This is a genomic window from Cellulomonas fimi, from assembly GCF_028527925.1.
GTDB lineage: Bacteria > Actinomycetota > Actinomycetes > Actinomycetales > Cellulomonadaceae > Cellulomonas > Cellulomonas fimi_C.
Window position 1 is genome coordinate 22,303 of record NZ_JAPESW010000020.1, and the last position, 22,115, is coordinate 44,417.

Below are 22,115 nucleotides of genomic sequence, written 5' to 3' on the forward strand. Positions count from 1 at the left end.
GTGGAGATCGCCCCTCGCGGGGCCGGTGACCTGCACCGACATCCTGTCCGCACAACTTCCTGTCCGCAACGGAGCCCATCCCTACATGAGCATCTCCACCCCCGCGAAGCCCGCCACCCCGCAGGTCGCGGTCAACGACATCGGCTCGGCCGAGGACTTCCTCGCCGCGATCGACGCCACCATCAAGTACTTCAACGATGGCGACATCGTCGAGGGCACCATCGTCAAGGTCGACCGCGACGAGGTCCTGCTCGACATCGGTTACAAGACCGAGGGCGTCATCCCCTCCCGCGAGCTGTCCATCAAGCACGACGTGGACCCCGGTGAGGTCGTCAAGGTCGGCGACGAGGTCGAGGCCCTGGTCCTCCAGAAGGAGGACAAGGAAGGCCGGCTGATCCTGTCCAAGAAGCGGGCGCAGTACGAGCGCGCGTGGGGCACGATCGAGAAGATCAAGGAGGAGGACGGCGTCGTCACCGGCACCGTCATCGAGGTCGTCAAGGGTGGCCTCATCCTCGACATCGGCCTGCGCGGCTTCCTCCCCGCCTCGCTCGTCGAGATGCGTCGCGTCCGCGACCTCCAGCCGTACGTCGGCAAGGAGATCGAGGCCAAGATCATCGAGCTCGACAAGAACCGCAACAACGTCGTCCTGTCGCGCCGTGCCTGGCTCGAGCAGACGCAGTCCGAGGTCCGCTCCACCTTCCTGCAGACGCTGCAGAAGGGCCAGGTGCGCCCCGGTGTCGTCTCCTCGATCGTCAACTTCGGTGCGTTCGTGGACCTCGGCGGCGTCGACGGTCTCGTGCACGTCTCCGAGCTGTCCTGGAAGCACATCGACCACCCGTCCGAGGTCGTCGAGGTCGGCCAGGAGGTCACGGTCGAGGTCCTCGACGTCGACTTCGACCGCGAGCGGGTCTCGCTGTCGCTCAAGGCGACGCAGGAGGACCCGTGGCAGGCGTTCGCCCGGACGCACGCCATCGGCCAGGTCGTCCCCGGCAAGGTCACGAAGCTCGTGCCGTTCGGTGCGTTCGTGCGCGTCGAGGACGGCATCGAGGGTCTGGTCCACATCTCGGAGCTGGCCGTGCGCCACGTCGAGATCCCGGAGCAGGTCGTCCAGGTCGGCGACGACGTCTTCGTCAAGGTCATCGACATCGACCTCGAGCGTCGCCGCATCTCGCTCTCGCTCAAGCAGGCCAACGAGGGCTTCGACCCGGCCTCGGAGGACTTCGACCCCGCGCTGTACGGCATGGCGGCCGAGTACGACGAGCAGGGCAACTACAAGTACCCCGAGGGCTTCGACCCGACCACGAACGAGTGGCTCGAGGGCTTCGAGGCGCAGCGCGAGGCGTGGGAGGCCCAGTACGCGGCCGCGCACGAGCGCTGGGAGGCGCACCGCAAGCAGGTCGCCGAGGCCGCGAAGGCCGACGCGGAGGCTGCGACGTCCGGCGAGTCCGCCGGCGGTGCGGTCCCGTCGACGTACTCGTCGTCCACCGAGGAGGCCACCGGCACCCTCGCGTCCGACGAGGCGCTCGCCGCTCTGCGCGAGAAGCTCACGGGCAACTGATCTCGTCCGGGGCACGTCCCCGGTGAGTCCTTCGACGGGCCGGTCACCTGCGGGTGGCCGGCCCGTCGGCGTACCCGGCACCGGTCCGGCAGGATGGGCGCATGCAACGCATCGGGTTGACCGGAGGGATCGCGGCTGGCAAGTCCGTCGCCGCGCGACGGCTGCGCGAGCTCGGGGCGGTGGTGATCGACTCCGACGAGCTGGCGCGCGAGGCCGTCGCCCCCGGCAGCGCGGGGCTCGACGCGGTGGTCGCGGAGTTCGGCGACGGGGTCCTCGCGGCGGACGGGACGCTCGACCGGCCCGCGCTGGCGGCGATCGTGTTCGCCGACGCGGACGCGCGGCGTCGGCTCGACGCGATCGTCCACCCGATCGTGCGGAGGCTCGCGGCCGAGCGCGAGGCGGCCGCCGCGGTCGTCGACCACGGGGCGGTCGTCGTGCACGACATCCCGCTGCTCGTCGAGACGGGCCAGGCGGATGCGTTCCACGTGCTCGTCGTCGTGCACGCCCCCGCCGTGCTGCGCGTCGAGCGGCTCGTGCGGCTGCGCGGCATGACGCGCGAGGACGCCGAGCGGCGCGTCGCCGCACAGGCCGCCGACGACGAGCGGCTCGCGGTGGCGGACGTCGTGCTCGACGGCACCGGGAGCGACGACGACCTCCGCACCCAGGTCGACGACCTGTGGGACCGGCTCGCCGTGGAGCGCGCCGACGAGCTCGCGGCCGAGACGCCGTGACGCGCGTCCTGCTGACGGGGTTCGAGCCGTTCGACGGCCACCCCGTCAACGCGTCGTGGGACGCGGTCGCCCTCGTGCGGGACGCGTGGGCCGACCCGGACGTCGACCTCGTCGTCCGCCGCCTGCCGGTGTCGTTCCGCCGCGCCCGGCAGGACCTGCGCTCGGCGATCGCCGAGCTGTCGCCCGACGTGGTCGTGTGCGTCGGCGAGGCGGGCGGACGCGGTGCGGTCGGCCTCGAGCGCGTGGCCGTCAACGTCATCGACGCACGCATCCCGGACGCCGACGGGTCGGCGCCCGTCGACGTCCCCGTGATCGCGGGCGCCCCCGCGGCGTTCTTCTCGTCGCTCCCGGTCAAGGCGTGCGCGGCCGCGGTCGCGCAGGAGGGGGTGCCCGTCGAGGTGTCGAACACCGCGGGCACGTACGTGTGCAACGCGACGTTCTACGCGCTCGCGCACCTGCTGGAGAGTCGCGACGACGTGCGCGGCGGGTTCGTGCACGTGCCGCGCGACCCGCGTGAGGCGGGCGACGGCCCCGGGCTGCCCGTCGAGGACTCGGCGCGGGCGGTCGCGGCGGTCGTCCGGACGGCGGCGCGCGTGCACCACGACGTGCGTGTCACGGCGGGCGCGGAGGCCTGACGGGCGTCCGGGCGCGCCCGTGCGGGTCGGCGTCCCTCCGGTGGCTCCGGCACGCCCGCCGGACGTCGTGATCGAGCCCGCTCCGCTCCTGTGCAGGACCGCCTGTTCGCCCGTGGAGGAGGGGCCCGGCGCGTGTCGGTGGTGCCCCGTACCGTGGAGGCATGCGTCCCGTCACCGAGCTCCAGCGGACCGTCGCGCCCTTCCGCGTGGTGTCCGAGTTCCAGCCGTCGGGCGACCAGCCGGCGGCGATCGCCGACCTCGCCCGGCGCATCAACGCGGGGGAGAAGGACGTCGTGCTGCTCGGCGCGACCGGCACCGGCAAGTCCGCGACGACCGCGTGGCTCATCGAGCAGGTGCAGCGGCCCACGCTCGTGATGGCCCCGAACAAGACGCTCGCCGCGCAGCTCGCCACCGAGTTCCGCGAGCTCCTGCCCAACAACGCCGTCGAGTACTTCGTGTCCTACTACGACTACTACCAGCCCGAGGCGTACATCGCGCAGACGGACACGTACATCGAGAAGGACTCGTCGATCAACGACGAGGTCGAGCGCCTGCGCCACTCGGCGACGAGCTCGCTGCTGACGCGGCGCGACGTCGTCGTGGTCGCGTCGGTGTCGTGCATCTACGGCCTGGGTACGCCGCAGGAGTACGTCGACCGCATGGTGACGCTCGAGGTCGGGCAGCAGATCGACCGCGACCAGCTGCTGCGCCAGTTCGTGCAGATGCAGTACACGCGCAACGACCTGGCGTTCACGCGCGGCACGTTCCGCGTGCGCGGCGACACCGTCGAGATCATCCCGATGTACGAGGAGCTCGCGGTCCGGATCGAGTTCTTCGGTGACGAGATCGAGGCCATCGCGACGCTGCACCCGCTCACGGGCGACGTCGTGCGCGGCGAGCAGCAGATGATGATCTTCCCGGCGACGCACTACGTCGCCGGACCGGAGCGCATGGAGCGCGCGATCCACGGCATCGAGCTCGAGCTCGAGGCGCGCCTCGCCGAGCTCGAGAGCCAGAACAAGCTGCTCGAGGCGCAGCGGCTGCGCATGCGCACGACGTACGACATCGAGATGATGCGCCAGATCGGCTCGTGCTCGGGCATCGAGAACTACTCGCGCCACATCGACGGCCGCACCGCGGGCTCGGCGCCGAACACGCTGCTCGACTTCTTCCCCGAGGACTTCCTGCTGGTCATCGACGAGTCGCACGTGACCGTCCCGCAGATCGGCGCGATGTTCGAGGGCGACATGTCGCGCAAGCGGTCGCTCGTCGAGCACGGCTTCCGCCTGCCGAGCGCGACCGACAACCGCCCGCTGCGGTGGGAGGAGTTCGTCGAGCGCATCGGCCAGACCGTCTACCTGTCGGCGACGCCCGGCGACTACGAGCTGTCGATGGCCGACGGCGTGGTCGAGCAGATCATCCGTCCGACCGGCCTGGTCGACCCGGAGATCGTCGTCAAGCCGACGAAGGGCCAGATCGACGACCTGCTCGGCGAGATCCACGACCGCGTCGAGAAGGACGAGCGCGTCCTCGTCACGACGCTCACGAAGAAGATGGCCGAGGACCTCACGGACTACTTCCTCGAGAAGGGCGTCCGCGTGCGCTACCTGCACTCGGAGGTCGACACGCTGCGGCGCGTCGAGCTGCTGCGCGAGCTGCGGCTCGGCGAGTACGACGTGCTCGTCGGCATCAACCTGCTCCGTGAGGGTCTCGACCTGCCCGAGGTGTCGCTCGTCGCGATCCTCGACGCGGACAAGGAGGGCTTCCTGCGGTCCGGGAAGTCGCTCATCCAGACGATCGGCCGTGCCGCCCGCAACGTCTCGGGGCAGGTGCACATGTACGCGGACAAGATCACGCCCGCGATGCAGATCGCCATCGAGGAGACGAACCGCCGCCGCGAGAAGCAGATCGCCTACAACACGGAGCGCGGCATCGACCCGACGCCGCTGCGCAAGAAGATCGGCGACATCACCGACCTGCTCGCGCGCGAGGACGCCGACACGGCCGAGCTGCTCGGTGGCGCGGGACGGCAGGCGAGCCGGGGCAAGGCGCCGGTGCCGGGCTTCGGGTCGAAGGGCGGCCCGCGCGACGAGCGCACGCGTCTGACCGGCGCCGCGGCGGGTGAGCTGGCGGGGCTCATCCAGGAGCTCACCGACCAGATGCACGCGGCGGCGGGCGAGCTGCAGTTCGAGCTCGCGGCGCGACTGCGCGACGAGATCTCGGGGCTCAAGAAGGAGCTGCGGCAGATGCAGGCGGCGACCGCCTGAGCCGGGGTCGCGGCCGGCGGCGCCACCGGTGCGATCGATGCGTTCGCATGTGACGTGCCGCACATCCCGTGCTGGCTCGTGCCTCCGGGACTTTCGTCACCTACGCTGGCAGCCTGAAGGGGAGTACCCCACGAGCGAGCGTGTCGTCAGCACGGGACCCAGCGGTCCCCGGGACGCTCGGCCCGGACGCCCGGGTGGGGGAGACCTTCGGTACCCGACGTCGTTCCCGTACCGGAGGTTGTCCTGATGGACGTTGCTGGCTGGGTGTGGGCCGTCACCGCTGTGGCAGTGGTGGGCCTCATCATCTTCGACTTCTTCGCGCACGTGCGGACCCCGCACGCCCCCTCCTTCCAGGAGTCCGTGCGCTGGTCCGTGTTCTACATCGCGATCGCGATCCTGTTCGGGATCGGCCTCGGCATCGTGTCGGGCTGGGAGTTCGGGTCCGAGTACTTCGCGGGCTACATCACCGAGAAGTCGCTGTCGGTCGACAACCTCTTCGTCTTCCTCATCATCATGACGAAGTTCGCGGTGCCCCGTGAGTACCAGCAGAAGGTCCTGCTCGTCGGCGTCGTCATCGCGCTCGTCCTGCGGACCGTCTTCATCCTCGCCGGCGCCGCCGCGATCGAGCAGTTCTCCTGGGTCTTCTACATCTTCGGCGCGTTCCTCGTGTACACGGCCGTCAAGCTCGCCCGCGAGCACCACGACCCCGACCACCCGGAGGACGAGAAGGTCGGCGACGGCCTCGCCGTGCGGTGGTTCAAGCGCGTCGTGCCGACGACCGAGGAGTACCACGGCGACCGGCTGAGCGTCCGGATCGACGGCAAGCGGTTCTTCACGCCCATGCTCGTCGTGATGATCGCGATCGGCTCGACCGACATCCTGTTCGCGCTCGACTCGATCCCCGCGATCTACGGCCTCACGCAGGAGCCGTACATCGTGTTCACCGCCAACGCGTTCGCGCTGCTCGGTCTGCGTCAGCTGTACTTCCTCATCGGCGGCCTGCTCGAGCGGCTCGTCTACCTCTCGCAGGGTCTCGCGGTGATCCTCGGCTTCATCGGCGTGAAGCTCGTGCTCCACGCGCTGCACGTCAACGAGCTGCCCTTCATCAACGGCGGTGAGCCGGTCGAGTGGGCGCCCGAGATCCCGACCTGGCTCTCGCTCACCGTGATCCTCGGCACGCTCGCCGTCGCGACGGTCGCGAGCCTCGTCAAGACGCGCAAGGACGCCCGCGCGGCGACGACCGGCGCCTGATCCGCGCGGCAGCGCCCCGGTCCCCGCGAGGGCCGGGGCGCTGCCGTCTCCGCCAGGTCAGGAGGCGCTCCACGGGCCGATGACCACGTCCCACGTGCGGACGGCCGTCGCGGCGACGAGACCCTCTCGCGCGAACGGGTCGGCCGCCAGCAGCGCGTCCAGAGCGGCGCGGTCGTCGGTCCGGAACACGAGCAGCGCACCAGGGTCGCCCTCGGTGAACGGGCCGGACCCGAGCAGCTGCCCGACGTCGACGAGCGAACGCAGGTAGTCGCGGTGCTCAGGGCGGACGCGGTCGCGCACGTCGGTGCGCTCGTCGTACGTGTAGGTGACGGCGAAGGTCGGCATGCGCCCATCCTGCCCGACGACGCACGCGGGACCGGTCGGCGCCGACGGCGGTGGCAGAGTGGCCGCATGGCCCGCACGCTGCGCACCCACCTCACCGACGACCTGCTCGACCGCATCCGCCACCGTGCCCCCGGGCACGACCGGGACAACACGTTCGCGCACGACGACCTCGAGGACCTGCGCGCCGCGGGCTACCTCACGGCGTTCGTGCCGCAGCGCCTCGGGGGCGCGGGACTCACGCTCGAGGAGGTCGCGCGCGAGCAGGTCCGGCTCGCCGGGGCGGCGCCCGCGACCGCGCTCGCCGTCAACATGCACCTCGTCGTCACCGGCCTCGCGGCGCTGCTCGTCGAGCGCGGCGACCGCGCGTTCGAGTTCGTGCTGACGGACGCCGCGGCGGGGGAGGTGTTCGCGTTCGGCAACTCGGAGGCGGGCAACGACCTCGTCATGTTCGGCTCGCGCACGCGCGCCGAGCGTCAGCCGGACGGCGGCTACCGGTACTTCGGCACGAAGATCTTCACGTCGCTGTCGCCGGTGTGGACGCGGCTCGCGACCTTCGGGCTCGACGACGGCGACCCCGACGACCCGCGGCTCGTGCACGGGGTCGTCGCGCGCGAGGACGGCGGCGCGACCGCGAAGGACGACTGGGACACGCTCGGCATGCGCGCCACGCAGTCCGCCACGACCGTGCTCGACGGGGCGTACGCGCCCGCCGACCGCGTGTACCGGCGGCTGCCGCCCGGTCCGAGCGGCGACCCGTTCATCTTCGCGCTGTTCGCGGTGTTCGAGGTCCTGCTCGCCGCGGTCTACACCGGCATCGGGCGCCGCGCGCTCGAGCTCGGCGTGGCCGCGACCCGGCGGCGCACGTCGATGAAGCACGACGGCCGCGCCTACGCGCAGGACCCGGACATCCGCTGGAAGGTCGCCGACGCCGCGCTCGTGCAGGACGGGGCCGAGCTCCAGCTGTTCGCGCTCGCGCGCGACGTCGACGAGCAGGTCGACCACGGCGCGCGGTGGTTCGCGCAGCTCGTCGGCCTCAAGGTCCGCGCGACCGAGTCGGCGCGTGCCGTCGTCGACCTCGCGATCCGGGTCTCCGGCGGAGCGTCCTACTCCACGGGCAGCGAGCTGGCGCGGCTCTACCGCGACGTGCTCGCGGGGATCTTCCACCCGTCCGACGACGAGTCGGCGCACGCGACCGTCGCGACGTCCGTGCTCGGGCCGCTGCAGGACTGAGCCGGCCGCGCGGCGCGCGCGTGGGGACGCGGGACGTCCACCAGGGTGTGGAGGGTCGGACGTCACCACCCGCGGGCGCGCCACGCGTCGAGGTGCGGACGCTCGGCGCCGAGCGTCGTGTCCTTCCCGTGGCCCGGGTACACCCACGTGTCGTCGCCGAGCCGGTCGAAGAGGCGGCTGACGACGTCGTCGAGGAGCTGCGCGAACCGTGCGGGGTCGCCGCCCGTGTTCCCGACGCCGCCGGGGAAGAGCGAGTCGCCGGTGAAGACGTGCGCGCGGCCGGCCACCGCGTCGGGCTCGGCGACGTGCTCGGGCTCCCGGTAGACGAGGGCGACGGAGCCGTCGGTGTGACCGCGGAGCGCGACGACCTCGAGCGTGACGTGGCCGACGAGGACGAGGTCGCCGTCGCGGAGCCGGCGGTCCACGGGGACGCCGGTCGCGTCCGTGACGGCCGCGGCGTCGTCCGCGCCCGCGGCGACCGTGGCGCCCGTCACGGCGACCACCGACGCGAGCGCCCGGTGGTGGTCGGGGTGGCGGTGCGTCGTCACGACCGTGTCGAGCCGGGCGGCGCCCGACCCCTCGCGCACGAGCGCGACCAGCCGGTCCGGCTCGTCGGCGGCGTCGACCAGGAGCTGCGCGTGCTGGCGGCGGCACGTGACCAGGTAGGCGCAGTTGTCCATCGGGCCGACGCTGACCTTGCGGATCTCGACCTCGTCGAGCACGCGCAGGTCGGCCGGACCTCCCGGGCGCACGTCGCCGGTGTACGTCATGCGCCCATCGTGCCCGCCGCGGACGCGCCCGCGCCTGTTCGCCGGGGTCGAACACGTGTGCGACGTGTCGGTGGTCCGACGTAGACTGCCCGCCGTGAACGATCGTCTGGTGGTGCAGGGCGCCCGCGAGCACAACCTCCGTAACGTCGACCTCGACCTCCCGCGCGACAAGCTCATCGTGTTCACGGGTCTGTCGGGCTCGGGGAAGTCCTCGCTCGCGTTCGACACCATCTTCGCGGAGGGGCAGCGACGGTACGTCGAGTCTCTGTCCGCGTACGCGCGCCAGTTCCTCGGCCAGATGGACAAGCCCGACGTCGACTTCATCGAGGGCCTGTCGCCCGCGGTGTCGATCGACCAGAAGTCGACCAACCGCAACCCGCGGTCGACCGTCGGCACGATCACCGAGGTCTACGACTACCTGCGTCTGCTGTTCGCGCGCGCGGGCACGCAGTACTGCCCCGAGTGCGGCGAGCGCGTGACCGCGCAGACGCCGCAGCAGATCGTCGACCGGCTGCTCGAGCTGCCCGAGGGCACCCGCTACCAGGTGCTCGCGCCGGTCGTGCGCGGGCGCAAGGGCGAGTACGCCGACCTGTTCAAGGAGCTGCAGGGCAAGGGCTTCGCGCGGGCGCGTGTCGACGGCGAGGTCGTCCAGCTCACCGAGCCCCCGACGCTCGAGAAGAAGCTCAAGCACGACATCGAGGTCGTCGTGGACCGCCTGGTCTCGCGCGAGGGCGTGCAGCGTCGTCTGACGGACTCCGTCGAGACCGCGCTCGGTCTGGCGGGCGGCCTGCTGATCGTCGAGCTCGTCGACGCCGACGCCGACGACCCGCACCGCGAGCGACGCTTCTCCGAGCACCGCGCGTGCCCGAACGACCACGTGCTCGCGCTCGACGAGATCGAGCCGCGGACCTTCTCGTTCAACGCGCCGTACGGCGCGTGCCCCGAGTGCACCGGCATCGGCTCGCGCCTCGAGGTGGACCCCGACCTGATCGTCCCCGACGAGGACCTGTCGCTCGACGAGGGTGCGGTCGCGCCGTGGGCGCAGATCTCGAGCGAGTACTTCGCCCGCGTGCTGGGCGCGCTCGCGCAGGACATGGGCTTCTCGACGAGCGTCCCGTGGCGGGCGCTCCCGAAGCGCGCGAAGGACGCGGTGCTGTACGGCCAGAACCACGAGGTGAAGGTCCGCTACAAGAACCGCTGGGGTCGTGAGCGCTCGTACTCGACGGGGTTCGAGGGCGTCGTCACGTTCCTCGAGCGCCGGCACTCCGAGACCGAGTCGGACTGGAGCAAGGAGAAGTACGAGGCCTTCATGCGCGAGGTCCCGTGCCCCGTCTGCAAGGGCGCGCGCCTCAAGCCCGAGGTGCTCGCGGTCCGCGTCGGCGGCAAGTCCATCGCCGAGGTCTGCACCCTCCCGATCCGCGAGGCTCGGACGTTCCTCGACGGCCTGGAGCTGGGCGAGCGCGAGCGCGCGATCGCCGCCCAGGTGCTCAAGGAGATCCAGGCGCGGCTCGGCTTCCTGCTCGACGTCGGGCTCGACTACCTGTCCCTGACGCGTCCCGCGGCGACGCTGTCCGGTGGTGAGGCGCAGCGGATCCGCCTGGCGACCCAGATCGGCTCAGGGCTCGTCGGCGTGCTCTACGTCCTCGACGAGCCGAGCATCGGCCTGCACCAGCGTGACAACCGGCGGCTCATCGACACCCTGACGCGCCTGCGGGACCTGGGGAACACGCTCATCGTCGTCGAGCACGACGAGGACACGATCCGCACGGCCGACTGGATCGTCGACATCGGCCCCGGCGCGGGCGAGCACGGCGGTCGCGTCGTGCACTCCGGCGACTTCGCGGGTCTGCTGAAGGCGAAGGAGTCGGTGACCGGCGCGTACCTCGCGGGCCGTCGGTCGATCCCCATGCCGGTCGAGCGGCGCAAGGTCGACCGCGACCGCCGGCTCACCGTCGTCGGCGCGCGCGAGCACAACCTGCAGGGCATCGACGTCTCGTTCCCGCTGGGGACGCTGACCGCCGTGACCGGCGTCTCGGGCTCGGGCAAGTCGACGCTCGTCAACTCGATCCTCTACACGGTGCTCGCGAACGAGCTCAACGGCGCCCGGCAGGTCGCTGGTCGGCACAAGCGCGTCACCGGGCTCGAGCACCTCGACAAGGTCGTGCACGTCGACCAGGGCCCCATCGGGCGCACCCCGCGGTCCAACCCGGCGACCTACACCGGCGTGTGGGACCACGTCCGTCGGCTCTTCGCCGAGACGACCGAGGCGAAGGTCCGCGGCTACACGCCCGGCCGGTTCTCCTTCAACGTCAAGGGCGGCCGCTGCGAGGCGTGCTCGGGCGACGGCACGCTCAAGATCGAGATGAACTTCCTGCCGGACGTCTACGTCCCCTGCGAGGTCTGCCACGGCGCGCGCTACAACCGCGAGACGCTCGAGGTCCACTTCAAGGGCAAGACCGTCGCGGACGTCCTCGCGATGCCGATCGAGGAGGCCGCGGAGTTCTTCGCCGCGGTGCCCGCGATCTCCCGGCACCTGCGGACGCTCGTCGACGTGGGTCTGGGCTACGTCCGGCTCGGGCAGCCGGCGCCCACGCTGTCCGGTGGTGAGGCGCAGCGCGTCAAGCTCGCCGCGGAGCTCCAGCGGCGGTCGACCGGCCGGACGATCTACGTGCTCGACGAGCCGACGACCGGCCTGCACTTCGAGGACATCCGCAAGCTCCTCGGCGTGCTCCAGTCGCTGGTCGACAAGGGCAACAGCGTCATCGTCATCGAGCACAACCTCGACGTGATCAAGAACGCCGACTGGATCGTCGACATGGGCCCCGAGGGCGGCAGCGGCGGCGGCACGGTCGTGGCCGAAGGAACCCCGGAGCACGTCGCCGGTGTCGCGGCGAGCCACACCGGGCGGTTCCTCGCCGAGGTGCTCGAGGCGGAGGTCGACCAGGAGCGCGAGCGCGCGACCGCGTAGTCGGGTGGTGCGCGACGCGCTGCTGGCTCAGGTCGCCGTCGGCGCTGCGGACGACGTGCGCGCCGGCGGAGCGAACCGGACCGTCGTCGGCTCGTGCCGCACCGGGAAGTTGACGGAGCGCGCGATGAAGCAGTGCTCGTGCGTCGCGTGGTGGAGTCCGCCCAGCACCTCGTCGGTGACGGGCGTCCCGTCGGGCAGATGACGGCCCTGCGCGACCGTCACCCGCGGCCGCAGCACGACCTCGGTGAACTGCCCGTGGCCGGCCGCCTCGACGCGCATCGTGCCCACCGCCTCGTCGCGGTAGGCGACGACGACGACGCCCGCCACGGCGGCGAGGTGCAGGAACCACAGCATGTGGCACTGCGCGATCGACGCGACGAAGAGCTCCTCGGGCGAGTAGCGGTCGGGGTCGCCGCGGAACGCGGGGTCGGACGACCCGGGCAGCGGTGGCTTCGTGCCGATCTGCACGTCGTGGTCGCGGCTGTACGAGGTGTAGCTCGCAGTGCCGCGCGTCCCGGCGCCGGTCCAGGTCACGTCGATCGCGTAGGTGTGCAGCGGGCCCATGCGGTCACGCTAGCGGGACGTGCGGCCGAGCGCCGGAGCCCTCGGACGCCGACGCTGTGTGGGCAGCGCGGTCGTGGATGGTTGCAGCGTGATCGTGCGGGCCTGCAGCGCGATCGTGGGCGGGTGGCGCGTCGCGGTCGCGCGCGGGGCCGTGACCGGCGGCGAGCAAGGAGCGTCGCAGGAGCTCGAGCGAGGGCGGCAGGTCGAGCGCGGGCACTGCGCCGGTTGGCGTGTGCTCGGGCAGCAGGGAGTGCGGGACGCGCTCGGGGTGCGCGGCGAGGTGCCGTCGCAGCGCACGAACGCCGCGGGCGTAGGCACGCTCGATGCCGCGGGTGTGCAGTGGCAGGCCGGGTGGGCGCGCGGTGCCGTCAGCGTCGCGGAGGCCGTGCGCCGAGACCCACAGGGCGTGGACCGCGCCGCCGTCGAGCGAGGAGACGAGGTTCTCGCGGACGTCGAGCCACGTGCGGACCGAGGCCGTAGCGGCGGGCGTGAGGCTGAGCGACCGGCCGTCGCTCGGGGCTCGCAGCGCGGTCGCGTCGGCCGTGAGGTCGCGCACGTCCATCCGTGCGAGTGCGGTGGGGCCGACGGGATCGGCATCCATCACGGCGAGCATTGCGAGCAGGCGCGCGCGGGTGGCCGTGGGCCGTGGGCGGTGCCCGGCGAAGGCGCGCAGCAGGTCCTCGACCGGTCGACGTGCGATGACGGTCCGCAGCGGGGGCGTGCCGTGGGTGTGGTCGGGCGCCGGCAGGCCGAGCTCGCCCGCGAGGGCGCGCAGCGCCGCGACGCGCGCGCGCGCGGCTGCGGGGGAGCGCCCGGCCGACGGCCGGGACGGGTCCGTCAGGCCGCCGTCCGCGGCCCAGGGCAGGTACCACGCGAGGAACTCCGGCGACACGAGCGCGCCGGCGTCGACGGCCCGCTCCGCGGCGGCGAGCGCCTCGGGCGGGGTCGCGGCCACGTCGTCGGGGAGGGGAGAGGGGCCGTGGAGGTCGGCGAGCGCGGCGGCGGCGAGAGCGTGCCGCAGCGCCCACCGGCGCTGCCGGTGCAGCGAGCGCGACGCGCCGGCAGCGACGAGTCGGGTGAGGTGACGGTCGACGGCGGCATCGGCGCGCATGAGACATGATAACAGGCCATCGCGCATCGGCGCAGGAGAACCGCCCGCGACCGCCCCTCACCACACCGCCGCACCGTCAGCGCCGGGCGGCCCGGACGCGGGGAGGCCTCGACGGACGGAGGGTGTCGGATCGAGCGCCTAGGCTCGACGACATGGCCGATCCCGCCACGTACCGTCCCGCGCCGGGGGAGCTGCCGGACTCCCCAGGTGTCTACCGATTCCGCGACGAGCACGGCCGCGTCATCTACGTCGGGAAGGCCAAGAGCCTCCGGTCACGTCTGTCGAGCTACTTCCAGGACGTGCACAACCTGCACCCGCGGACGCAGACGATGGTCACCACGGCCGCGTCGGTGGAGTGGACCGTGGTGCCGACCGAGGTCGCGGCGCTCGCGCTCGAGTACACGTGGATCAAGGAGTTCGACCCGCGGTTCAACGTCAAGTACCGGGACGACAAGTCGTACCCGTACCTCGCGGTCACCATGGCGGACGAGTTCCCGCGCGTGCAGGTGATGCGCGGCGCCAAGCGCAAGGGCACGCGGTACTTCGGGCCGTACGCGCACGCGTGGGCCATCCGCGAGACCGTCGACCTGCTGCTGCGCGTCTTCCCGGTGCGGACGTGCTCCGCGGGCGTGTTCAAGCGTGCGCACCAGCAGGGGCGCCCGTGCCTGCTGGGATACATCGACAAGTGCTCGGCGCCCTGCGTGGGGCGCATCTCGCCGGACGACCACCACGCGCTCGCGCAGGACTTCTGCGACTTCATGGCCGGCGATACGGCCAAGTTCACCAAGCGGCTCACGGCGCGCATGAAGGAGGCGGCGGCGGAGCTCGACTACGAGCAGGCCGCCCGCCTGCGCGACGACATCGCCACGCTCGAGAAGGCGACGGAGCGCAACGCGGTCGTGCTCAAGGACGGGACCGACGCCGACATCTTCGCGCTGGCGGGCGACGAGCTCGAGGCCGCGGTGCAGGTGTTCCACGTCCGCGACGGGCGCATCCGCGGTCAGCGCGGCTGGGTCGTCGAGAAGGTCGAGGACGTCACCGACGCCGAGCTCGTCGAGCACCTGCTGCAGCAGGTCTACGGCACCGAGGAGGACACCGGCACCGCGTCGGTGCCGCGCGAGGTGCTGGTCCCGGTCCTCCCGCCCGACGTCGAGCAGGTGCAGGACTGGCTGACCGGCCTGCGCGGCGCGCGCGTGCAGGTCCGCGTCCCGCAACGCGGCGACAAGCGCGAGCTCGCGGCGACGGTCCAGCGGAACGCCGAGCACGCCCTGATGCTGCACCGCACGCGCCGCGCCGGGGACCTCACGACGCGCAGCCAGGCGCTCCGCGAGATCCAGGAGGCGCTCGACCTGACGTCGGCGCCGCTGCGGATCGAGTGCTTCGACGTGTCCCACAACCAGGGCACGTTCCAGTCGGCGTCGATGGTCGTGTTCGAGGACGGGCTCGCGCGCAAGAGCGAGTACCGCCTGTTCAACCTGCGGGGCCCGGACGGTGACGGCGCGCGTGACGACACCGCGGCCATGCACGAGGTCATCACGCGCCGGTTCCGCCGGTACCTCGCGGAGCGCTCCAACGCGGGTGACGTCGAGCTCGGGTTGGGGGAGGACGACGACGAGCCGCGTCGTTCGGGACCGGTCGACGAGACGACGGGCCGCCCGCAGCGGTTCGCCTACCCGCCGAACCTCGTGGTCGTCGACGGCGGACAGCCGCAGGTCGCCGCCGCGGCCGCTGCGATGGCCGAGCTCGGCATCGACGACGTCGCGCTCTGCGGTCTCGCGAAGCGCCTCGAGGAGGTGTGGCTCCCGGGCGAGGACTACCCCGTGATCCTCCAGCGCTCCTCGGAGGGCCTGTACCTGCTGCAGCGGCTCCGCGACGAGGCGCACCGGTTCGCGATCACGGCGCACCGCCGACGTCGCTCCAAGGGGATGACCGTCTCGGTGCTCGACGACGTCCCCGGGCTGGGCCCCGCCCGGCGTGCCGCGCTGCTGCGGCACTTCGGCAGCGTCAAGCGCCTGCGGGCGGCGTCGGTCGAGGAGATCGCGAGCGTGCAGGGCATGGGGGAGCGCACCGCCGCGGCAGTCGTGGCGGCCCTGGCCGGCGACGCTGCCCAGGGCGACGGGCAGGGCGCGACCGTCGTCGTCCCCGCGGCCCCGAGCGTGGACGCCGCGCCCGACGCGCCGGCCGACGCGAGCCCGGTGTCGGCCGAGGAGGCATCGGGGTTTGGCATGCTGAGGCCATGACCGACGAGCCGTCGCCGATCACCGTCCCTGCCGGCATCCCGGCGCTCGAGGCCGCGGCCGAGGGCCCGCGCGTCGAGGCACCGCAGCTCCTCATCATCACCGGCATGTCCGGCGCCGGGCGCACGCGCGCTGCCGCCGTGCTGGAGGACCTCGACTGGTACGTCGTGGACAACCTGCCCGCGCAGATGCTCACGCACCTCGTCGGGATGCTGACCAGCGGCCCCACCGGCCGGCGCGCGCAGCGGCTCGCGGCGGTGGTCGACGTGCGCGGCCGCGAGTTCTTCGCCGACGTCCTCGAGGTCCTCGACAGCCTGCGGGCCGCCGGCGTCGATCACCGGATCCTGTTCCTCGACGCGTCCGACGAGGCCCTCGTCCGCCGCTACGAGCAGGTGCGGCGACCGCACCCGCTGCAGGGCGAGGGGCGGATCCTCGACGGGATCGCCGCCGAGCGCGCGGTCCTCGGCGACCTGCGCGAGCGCGCCGACACCGTGATCGACACCTCCGAGCTCAACGTGCACGACCTCGCGCGCGAGGTCCGCTCGGTCGTCGCCGGCTCGACGGCCGAGGTGCTGCGCGTCTCGGTCCTGTCGTTCGGCTTCAAGTACGGCATCCCGCTCGACGCGGACCACGTGGTCGACGTGCGGTTCCTCGCGAACCCGTACTGGGTGACCGAGCTGCGCCACCTGACGGGCCGTGACGCGCCCGTCCGCGACTACGTCCTCGGCCTGCCGGGCGCGGTGCAGTTCATCGACCGCTACGTGGACGCGCTCGAGCCCGTGCTCGCGGGCTACCTCAACGAGGAGAAGCGCTACGTCACCATCGCGGTCGGCTGCACGGGCGGCAAGCACCGCTCGGTCGCCGTGAGCGAGGCGATCGCGGCGCGGCTGCGCCAGCGCGGCCACCAGGTGGCGGTGTCGGCCCGGGACCTCGGCAAGGAATGAGCGTCCCGCCGTCCCAGCGTGCCCCCCGCGGGTCCGGCCCGTCCTTCGTCGCGCTCGGTGGAGGGCACGGCCTGTCCGCGACGCTCTCCGCGCTGCGTCTCATGACGGACCGCATCACCGCGGTCGTCACGGTCGCCGACGACGGCGGCTCGTCGGGTCGGCTCCGTGACGAGCTCGGGGTCCTGCCGCCCGGTGACCTCCGCATGGCGCTGGCGGCGCTGTGCGACGACTCCGAGTGGGGGCGGACGTGGCGCGACGTCCTGCAGCACCGGTTCGCGTCCGACGGTCCGCTGGACCGCCACGCCGTCGGCAACCTGCTGATCGTGGCGCTGTGGGAGCTGCTCGACGACACCGTCGAAGGTCTGGACTGGGTCGGGCGACTGCTCGGCGCGCGGGGCCGGGTGCTGCCGATGGCCGCCGTCCCGCTGCGCATCGAGGCCGACGTGGTGCACGCCGACGGCACACCCGAGCGCGTGCAGGGGCAGGTGTCGGTCGCGACGACGGCCGGGCGGATCGCGCACCTGCGGCTCGATCCGACGGACCCGCCCGCGTGCCCCCAGGCGGTCACGGCGATCGAGGAGGCGGACTGGGTCGTCCTCGGACCGGGTTCCTGGTACACGTCCGTCATGCCGCACCTGCTCGTCCCCGGGTTGCGGGACGCGCTGCAGCGGACGACCGCGCGCACCATCGTGACGCTCAACCTCTCGCCCGAGTCGGGGGAGACCGAGGGCATGCGCGCCGAGGAGCACCTCGAGGCGCTGCGTGCGCACGCGCCGGGCCTGCGCGTCGACGCGGTGGTCGCCGACCCGGGTGCGGTGGACGACGTCGACGTCCTCAGCGCGACGGCGGACCGCCTCGGCGCGCGCCTCCTGCTGCGTCAGGTCGGCCGGGGCGACGGCACGCCGCTGCACGACCCGCTCCGCCTGGCCGCCGCCTTCCGGGACGTCGTCGAGGGGTTCCTGGGCGACGTGGGGACCCGCGCGGCCGGTTCGCGCTGACCGCCGGGACCGGACCCGGACGCCCGTCCCAGATGGCAGGATGACGCCATGGCGTTGACGGCACAGGTCAAGGACGAGCTCGCGCGTCTGAAGGTGGACCGCACGTCCGTCCGCAAGGCCGAGGTGTCGGCGACGCTGCGGTTCGCGGGCGGGCTGCACATCATCTCGGGGCGCATCGTGATCGAGGCGGAGCTCGACACGGGCATCGCCGCACGGCGGCTCCGGCAGGCGATCTCCGAGGTGTACGGGCACGAGAGCGACATCATCGTCGTCTCGGGCGGGGGCCTGCGGCGGGGGAGCCGGTACGTGGTGCGCGTCGTCAAGGACGGCGAGTCGCTCGCCCGGCAGACGGGTCTGCTCGACAACCGCGGCCGTCCCGTGCGCGGCCTGCCGCCGCAGGTCGTGTCGGCGGGCGTGGCCGAGGCGGAGGCCGCGTGGCGCGGCGCGTTCCTCGCGCACGGTTCGCTCACGGAGCCGGGCCGGTCCTCGGCGCTCGAGGTGACCTGCCCCGGGCCGGAGGCCGCGCTCGCGCTCGTCGGTGCCGCGCGGCGTCTCGGCGTGGCGGCGAAGGCGCGCGAGGTGCGCGGTGTCGACCGCGTCGTCATCCGCGACGGCGACGCGATCTCCGCGATGCTCGCGAGGCTCGGCGCGCACGAGACGATGCTCGTCTGGGAGGAGCGACGGGTGCGCCGCGAGGTGCGCGGCACGGCCAACCGGCTCGCGAACTTCGACGACGCGAACCTGCGCCGCTCGGCCCGCGCGGCCGTCGCAGCGGGGGCCCGCGTCGAGCGCGCGTTCGAGATCCTCGGCGACGACCTGCCGGAGCACCTGCGTGAGGCCGGCGAGCTGCGGCTCGCGCACAAGGAGGCCTCGCTCGAGGAGCTCGGCAAGCTCGCGGAGCCGGCGCTGACGAAGGACGCGGTCGCGGGCCGCATCCGCCGGCTCCTGGCGACCGCGGACAAGCGGGCGGCGGAGCTCGGGATCCCCGACACGGAGGCCGGTCTGAGCCCGGACCTGCTCGACCTGTGAGGCCGTCCGCGGGCTGACCTGCGTCGATCCCGGTGAAGGCACCCGGACGGGTGTCCACCCTGGGACCTCCGGCCCGCGTGGCCTCCGTCACGGGTATAGGGTTGCGTCATCCGATCGTCACACGACCGTCACGTGCTGCGCATGAGTCGGTCGAGGGCGAGCGGAACGCACATCGGCGTGCGTTGACCCCAACACCCATTGTGTGCGCCGACCTCGTCGGCGCTGCCGAGGAGGGCAAGTGACCATCAAGGTCGGCATCAACGGCTTCGGTCGTATCGGTCGCAACTTCTACCGGGCCATCGTCGCGTCGGGCGCGGACATCGAGATCGTCGGTGTCAACGACCTCACGGACAACAAGACGCTCGCCCACCTGCTCAAGTACGACACGGTCCTCGGCCGCTTCCCGCTGAGCGTGGAGTTCGACGACGAGAACATCATCGTCGACGGCAAGAAGATCCGCGCGCTCGAGGAGCGCGACCCGGCGAACCTCCCCTGGGGCGAGCTCGGCGCGGACATCGTCATCGAGTCGACGGGCTTCTTCACGGACGCCACGAAGGCGAAGGCGCACATCGACGCCGGCGCCAAGAAGGTCATCATCTCCGCGCCCGCGAAGAACGAGGACGGCACCTTCGTCGTCGGCGTGAACCACGAGCAGTACGACCCGGCGACGCAGCACATCATCTCGAACGCGTCGTGCACCACGAACTGCCTCGCGCCGGTCGCCAAGGCCCTCAACGACGCGATCGGCATCGAGCGCGGCCTCATGACGACGATCCACGCCTACACGGGTGACCAGAACCTGCAGGACGGCCCGCACCGCGACCTGCGTCGCGCCCGCGCCGCCGCGCAGAACATCGTCCCGACCTCGACCGGTGCGGCCAAGGCCGTCGCGCTCGTGCTCCCCGAGCTCAAGGGCAAGCTCGACGGCTTCGCGCTCCGCGTCCCGACGATCACCGGCTCGGCCACGGACCTCACGTTCACGGCCTCGCGCGAGGTCACGGTCGACGAGGTCAACGCCGCGGTCAAGGCCGCCGCCGAGGGCCCGCTCAAGGGCGTCCTGGAGTACGTCGAGGACGAGATCGTGTCGAGCGACATCGTCACGAACCCGCACCAGAGCATCTTCGACTCGAAGCTGACCAAGGTGATCGGCGACCAGGTCAAGATCATCGCCTGGTACGACAACGAGTGGGGCTACTCCAACTCCCTCGTGACCCTCACGCAGTACGTGGGCGACCGTCTCTGACGAACCCCGCGTAGCACACGTCATGCGTCCGCGTGCGCCCCGGCCACCGGCCTCGGCGCACGCGGACGTTGTCGTGTCAGCACCTCTCAGCCCCCCGACCGACGTGAGCCGGCCGGTTCTGCAAGGTAGGAGACCATGAAGACCATCGAGGACCTCGGCGACCTGCGCGGCAAGCGCGTGCTCGTCCGCTCCGACTTCAACGTGCCGCTCGACGGCACGACGATCACCGACGACGGCCGCGTCCGCGCGGCGCTGCCGACGCTGCAGGCGCTGCTCGGCGCCGGCGCGCGCGTGGTCGTGACCGCGCACCTCGGCCGCCCGAAGGGCGCCCCGGAGGACAAGTACTCGCTCGCGCCCGTCGCCGCGCGCCTCGGCGAGCTGCTCGGCCAGCCGGTCGCGCTGGCGAAGGACACCGTGGGGGAGTCCGCGCGCGAGACCGTCGCCGCGCTCGAGGACGGCCAGATCGCGCTGCTCGAGAACATCCGCTTCGACGCCCGCGAGACGTCCAAGGTCGACGAGGAGCGCGCGTCGCTCGCCGACGACCTCGCCGCCCTCGCGGACGTGTACGTGTCGGACGGCTTCGGCGTCGTGCACCGCAAGCAGGCGTCGGTCTACGACGTCGCGCTCAAGCTCCCGCACGCGGTCGGCAAGCTCGTCCTCAACGAGGTCGAGTCGCTCAAGAAGGCGACGGAGAACCCGGAGCGCCCGTACGTCGTCGTGCTCGGCGGCTCGAAGGTCTCCGACAAGCTCGGCGTCATCTCCAACCTGCTGACGAAGGCGGACCGCCTCGTCATCGGCGGCGGCATGCTCTTCACGTTCCTCGCGGCCAAGGGCTACTCGGTCGGGAACTCGCTGCTCGAGGCCGACCAGATCGACACGGTCAAGGGCTACCTCGCGCAGGCCGAGGACGCCGGCGTCGAGATCGTGCTCCCGGTCGACATCCGCGTCGCCGACGAGTTCAAGGCGGACTCGCCGTCGTCGGTCGTCCCCGCGGACGCGATCCCGGACGGCAAGATCGGCCTCGACATCGGCCCCGAGTCGGAGCAGCTGTTCGCGTCGAAGATCGTCGACGCCAAGACCGTCGTGTGGAATGGCCCGGCCGGCGTGTTCGAGTTCGAGGCGTTCGCCGGCGGCACGCGTGCCGTCGCCCAGGCGCTGGTCGACGCGGGCGCGAACGGTGCGTTCACGATCGTCGGCGGCGGCGACTCGGCCGCGGCCGTGCGCACGCTCGGCTTCGACGAGGCGGGCTTCGGCCACATCTCGACGGGCGGCGGCGCCAGCCTGGAGTTCCTCGAGGGCAAGACCCTCCCCGGTATCGCTGTCCTGGAGGACTGAGAATGGCCCAGCGCACCCCGCTCATGGCGGGCAACTGGAAGATGAACCTGGACCACCACCAGGCCACCCACACGCTGCAGAAGCTCGCGTGGACGCTCAAGGACGCCAAGCACGACTACGCCACGGTCGAGGTCGCGGTCATCCCGCCCTTCACCGACCTGCGCAGCGTGCAGACGCTCGTCGACGCGGACAAGCTCCAGATCGCGTACGGCGCGCAGGACCTGTCGGCTCACGAGTCCGGCGCGTACACCGGCGAGATCTCGCCGCTGTTCCTCACCAAGCTCGGCGTGACCTACGCGCTCGTCGGGCACTCGGAGCGGCGCGAGTACCACGCCGAGTCCGACGCGCTCATCAACAAGAAGGTCCACTCGGCGCTCAAGGCGGGCCTCGTGCCCATCCTGTGCGTCGGCGAGGACCTCGACACGCGCCGTGCCGCCGCGCACGTGCAGCACACGCTGCTGCAGCTCGAGGCCGCGCTGGCCGACGTGACGGCCGAGCAGGTCCGCACGCTCGTCATCGCGTACGAGCCCGTCTGGGCCATCGGCACGGGCGAGACGGCGACGCCCGAGGACGCGCAGGAGATGTCCGAGGCGATCCGCGGCCGCGTCGCGGAGCTGTACGACGCCGAGACCGCCCAGGCCGTGCGCGTCCTGTACGGCGGCTCGGTGAAGTCGTCGAACGTCGCGTCGATCATGGCGAAGCCCGACGTCGACGGCGCCCTGGTCGGCGGCGCGAGCCTCGACCCGGAGGAGTTCGCCAAGATCGTGCGCTTCCAGTCGCACGAGGTCGGGCTCTGACCTGACAGGCACCGGGGCCCCGTGCACGCGCTCGACGCGGCGCGGGGCCCCACGCCTGTGGGCGGTGGTGGCTTTTCCCGCCACGAGTCGCCTACCCTGTAC

General features: G+C 72.2%; 18 protein-coding genes. 14 read left to right on the forward strand and 4 right to left on the reverse strand.

Features of this window, described 5'->3' with window-relative positions; genetic code table 11:
• Positions 1-85: 85 nt before the first annotated feature.
• The 5 genes from rpsA (at position 86) to OMK64_RS11045 (ending at position 6,442) form a co-directional block, all read left to right on the forward strand.
• Positions 86-1,558 carry a 30S ribosomal protein S1 gene (gene rpsA, locus OMK64_RS11025; RefSeq protein WP_272728390.1) on the forward strand — a complete coding sequence of 491 codons (1,473 nt, stop codon included), beginning with the start codon at positions 86-88 and terminating at the stop codon, positions 1,556-1,558.
• Positions 1,559-1,659: 101 nt separating this feature from the next.
• Positions 1,660-2,289 carry a dephospho-CoA kinase gene (coaE, locus tag OMK64_RS11030; RefSeq protein ID WP_272728392.1) on the forward strand — a complete coding sequence of 210 codons (630 nt, stop codon included), beginning with the start codon at positions 1,660-1,662 and terminating at the stop codon, positions 2,287-2,289.
• Entirely contained in the window at positions 2,286-2,924 is a 639-nt protein-coding gene (gene pcp / locus OMK64_RS11035; protein WP_272728394.1) for a pyroglutamyl-peptidase I, read from the forward strand. The genes coaE and pcp overlap by 4 nt, the downstream gene beginning before the upstream one ends.
• Positions 2,925-3,085: 161 nt before the next feature.
• Positions 3,086-5,191 (forward strand): excinuclease ABC subunit UvrB, encoded by a 2,106-nt coding sequence (gene uvrB, locus OMK64_RS11040; RefSeq protein WP_272728396.1) that lies wholly within the window; start codon positions 3,086-3,088, stop codon positions 5,189-5,191.
• Positions 5,192-5,437: 246 nt separating this feature from the next.
• Positions 5,438-6,442 carry a TerC family protein gene (locus tag OMK64_RS11045; RefSeq protein WP_272728398.1) on the forward strand — a complete coding sequence of 335 codons (1,005 nt, stop codon included), beginning with the start codon at positions 5,438-5,440 and terminating at the stop codon, positions 6,440-6,442.
• Between the two features lie 57 nt (positions 6,443-6,499).
• On the opposite strand, the gene OMK64_RS11050 is transcribed toward OMK64_RS11045, so the two are convergent.
• Positions 6,500-6,787 (reverse strand): YciI family protein, encoded by a 288-nt coding sequence (locus OMK64_RS11050; protein WP_272728401.1) that lies wholly within the window; start codon positions 6,785-6,787, stop codon positions 6,500-6,502.
• 66 nt (positions 6,788-6,853) lie between these two features.
• On the opposite strand from OMK64_RS11050, the gene OMK64_RS11055 reads away from it, so the two are divergent.
• Entirely contained in the window at positions 6,854-8,017 is a 1,164-nt protein-coding gene (locus OMK64_RS11055) for an acyl-CoA dehydrogenase family protein (protein ID WP_272728403.1), read from the forward strand.
• A gap of 62 nt (positions 8,018-8,079) precedes the next feature.
• Here the strand turns inward: OMK64_RS11055 and OMK64_RS11060 are convergent, their stop codons facing one another.
• Positions 8,080-8,787 (reverse strand): MBL fold metallo-hydrolase, encoded by a 708-nt coding sequence (locus OMK64_RS11060; protein ID WP_272728406.1) that lies wholly within the window; start codon positions 8,785-8,787, stop codon positions 8,080-8,082.
• A gap of 94 nt (positions 8,788-8,881) precedes the next feature.
• Between OMK64_RS11060 and uvrA the strand changes: the two genes are divergently transcribed.
• On the forward strand, positions 8,882-11,755 hold the full coding sequence (gene uvrA / locus OMK64_RS11065) for an excinuclease ABC subunit UvrA (protein ID WP_272728408.1): 2,874 nt from the start codon (positions 8,882-8,884) through the stop codon (positions 11,753-11,755).
• Positions 11,756-11,782: 27 nt separating this feature from the next.
• Here uvrA and OMK64_RS11070 read toward each other — a convergent pair whose 3' ends face one another.
• Together OMK64_RS11070 and OMK64_RS11075 are read right to left on the reverse strand one after the other, a co-directional pair.
• On the reverse strand, positions 11,783-12,319 hold the full coding sequence (locus tag OMK64_RS11070; RefSeq protein WP_272728411.1) for an OsmC family protein: 537 nt from the start codon (positions 12,317-12,319) through the stop codon (positions 11,783-11,785).
• A 4-nt stretch (positions 12,320-12,323) separates the two neighbouring features.
• Positions 12,324-13,430 carry a hypothetical protein gene (locus OMK64_RS11075; RefSeq protein ID WP_272728413.1) on the reverse strand — a complete coding sequence of 369 codons (1,107 nt, stop codon included), beginning with the start codon at positions 13,428-13,430 and terminating at the stop codon, positions 12,324-12,326.
• Between the two features lie 152 nt (positions 13,431-13,582).
• Between OMK64_RS11075 and uvrC the strand changes: the two genes are divergently transcribed.
• The 7 genes from uvrC to tpiA all read left to right on the forward strand — a co-directional run bounded on the left by uvrC (position 13,583) and on the right by tpiA (position 22,013).
• Entirely contained in the window at positions 13,583-15,670 is a 2,088-nt protein-coding gene (gene uvrC, locus OMK64_RS11080; protein WP_272728415.1) for an excinuclease ABC subunit UvrC, read from the forward strand.
• Complete coding sequence (gene rapZ / locus OMK64_RS11085; protein WP_272728417.1) at positions 15,667-16,611, forward strand: RNase adapter RapZ; 945 nt, start codon at positions 15,667-15,669, stop codon at positions 16,609-16,611. Before uvrC ends, rapZ begins: the two co-directional genes overlap by 4 nt.
• The gene (locus tag OMK64_RS11090; RefSeq protein WP_272728420.1) at positions 16,608-17,609 is read left to right on the forward strand and encodes a gluconeogenesis factor YvcK family protein; all 1,002 of its coding nucleotides are present in this window, start codon (positions 16,608-16,610) and stop codon (positions 17,607-17,609) included. The genes rapZ and OMK64_RS11090 overlap by 4 nt, the downstream gene beginning before the upstream one ends.
• A gap of 48 nt (positions 17,610-17,657) precedes the next feature.
• On the forward strand, positions 17,658-18,638 hold the full coding sequence (gene whiA / locus OMK64_RS11095) for a DNA-binding protein WhiA (RefSeq protein WP_272728422.1): 981 nt from the start codon (positions 17,658-17,660) through the stop codon (positions 18,636-18,638).
• 238 nt (positions 18,639-18,876) lie between these two features.
• Complete coding sequence (gene gap, locus OMK64_RS11100) at positions 18,877-19,881, forward strand: type I glyceraldehyde-3-phosphate dehydrogenase (RefSeq protein ID WP_272728424.1); 1,005 nt, start codon at positions 18,877-18,879, stop codon at positions 19,879-19,881.
• 135 nt (positions 19,882-20,016) lie between these two features.
• The gene (locus tag OMK64_RS11105; protein ID WP_272728426.1) at positions 20,017-21,216 is read left to right on the forward strand and encodes a phosphoglycerate kinase; all 1,200 of its coding nucleotides are present in this window, start codon (positions 20,017-20,019) and stop codon (positions 21,214-21,216) included.
• A gap of 2 nt (positions 21,217-21,218) precedes the next feature.
• Entirely contained in the window at positions 21,219-22,013 is a 795-nt protein-coding gene (gene tpiA, locus OMK64_RS11110; RefSeq protein WP_272728429.1) for a triose-phosphate isomerase, read from the forward strand.
• Positions 22,014-22,115: the final 102 nt, after the last annotated feature.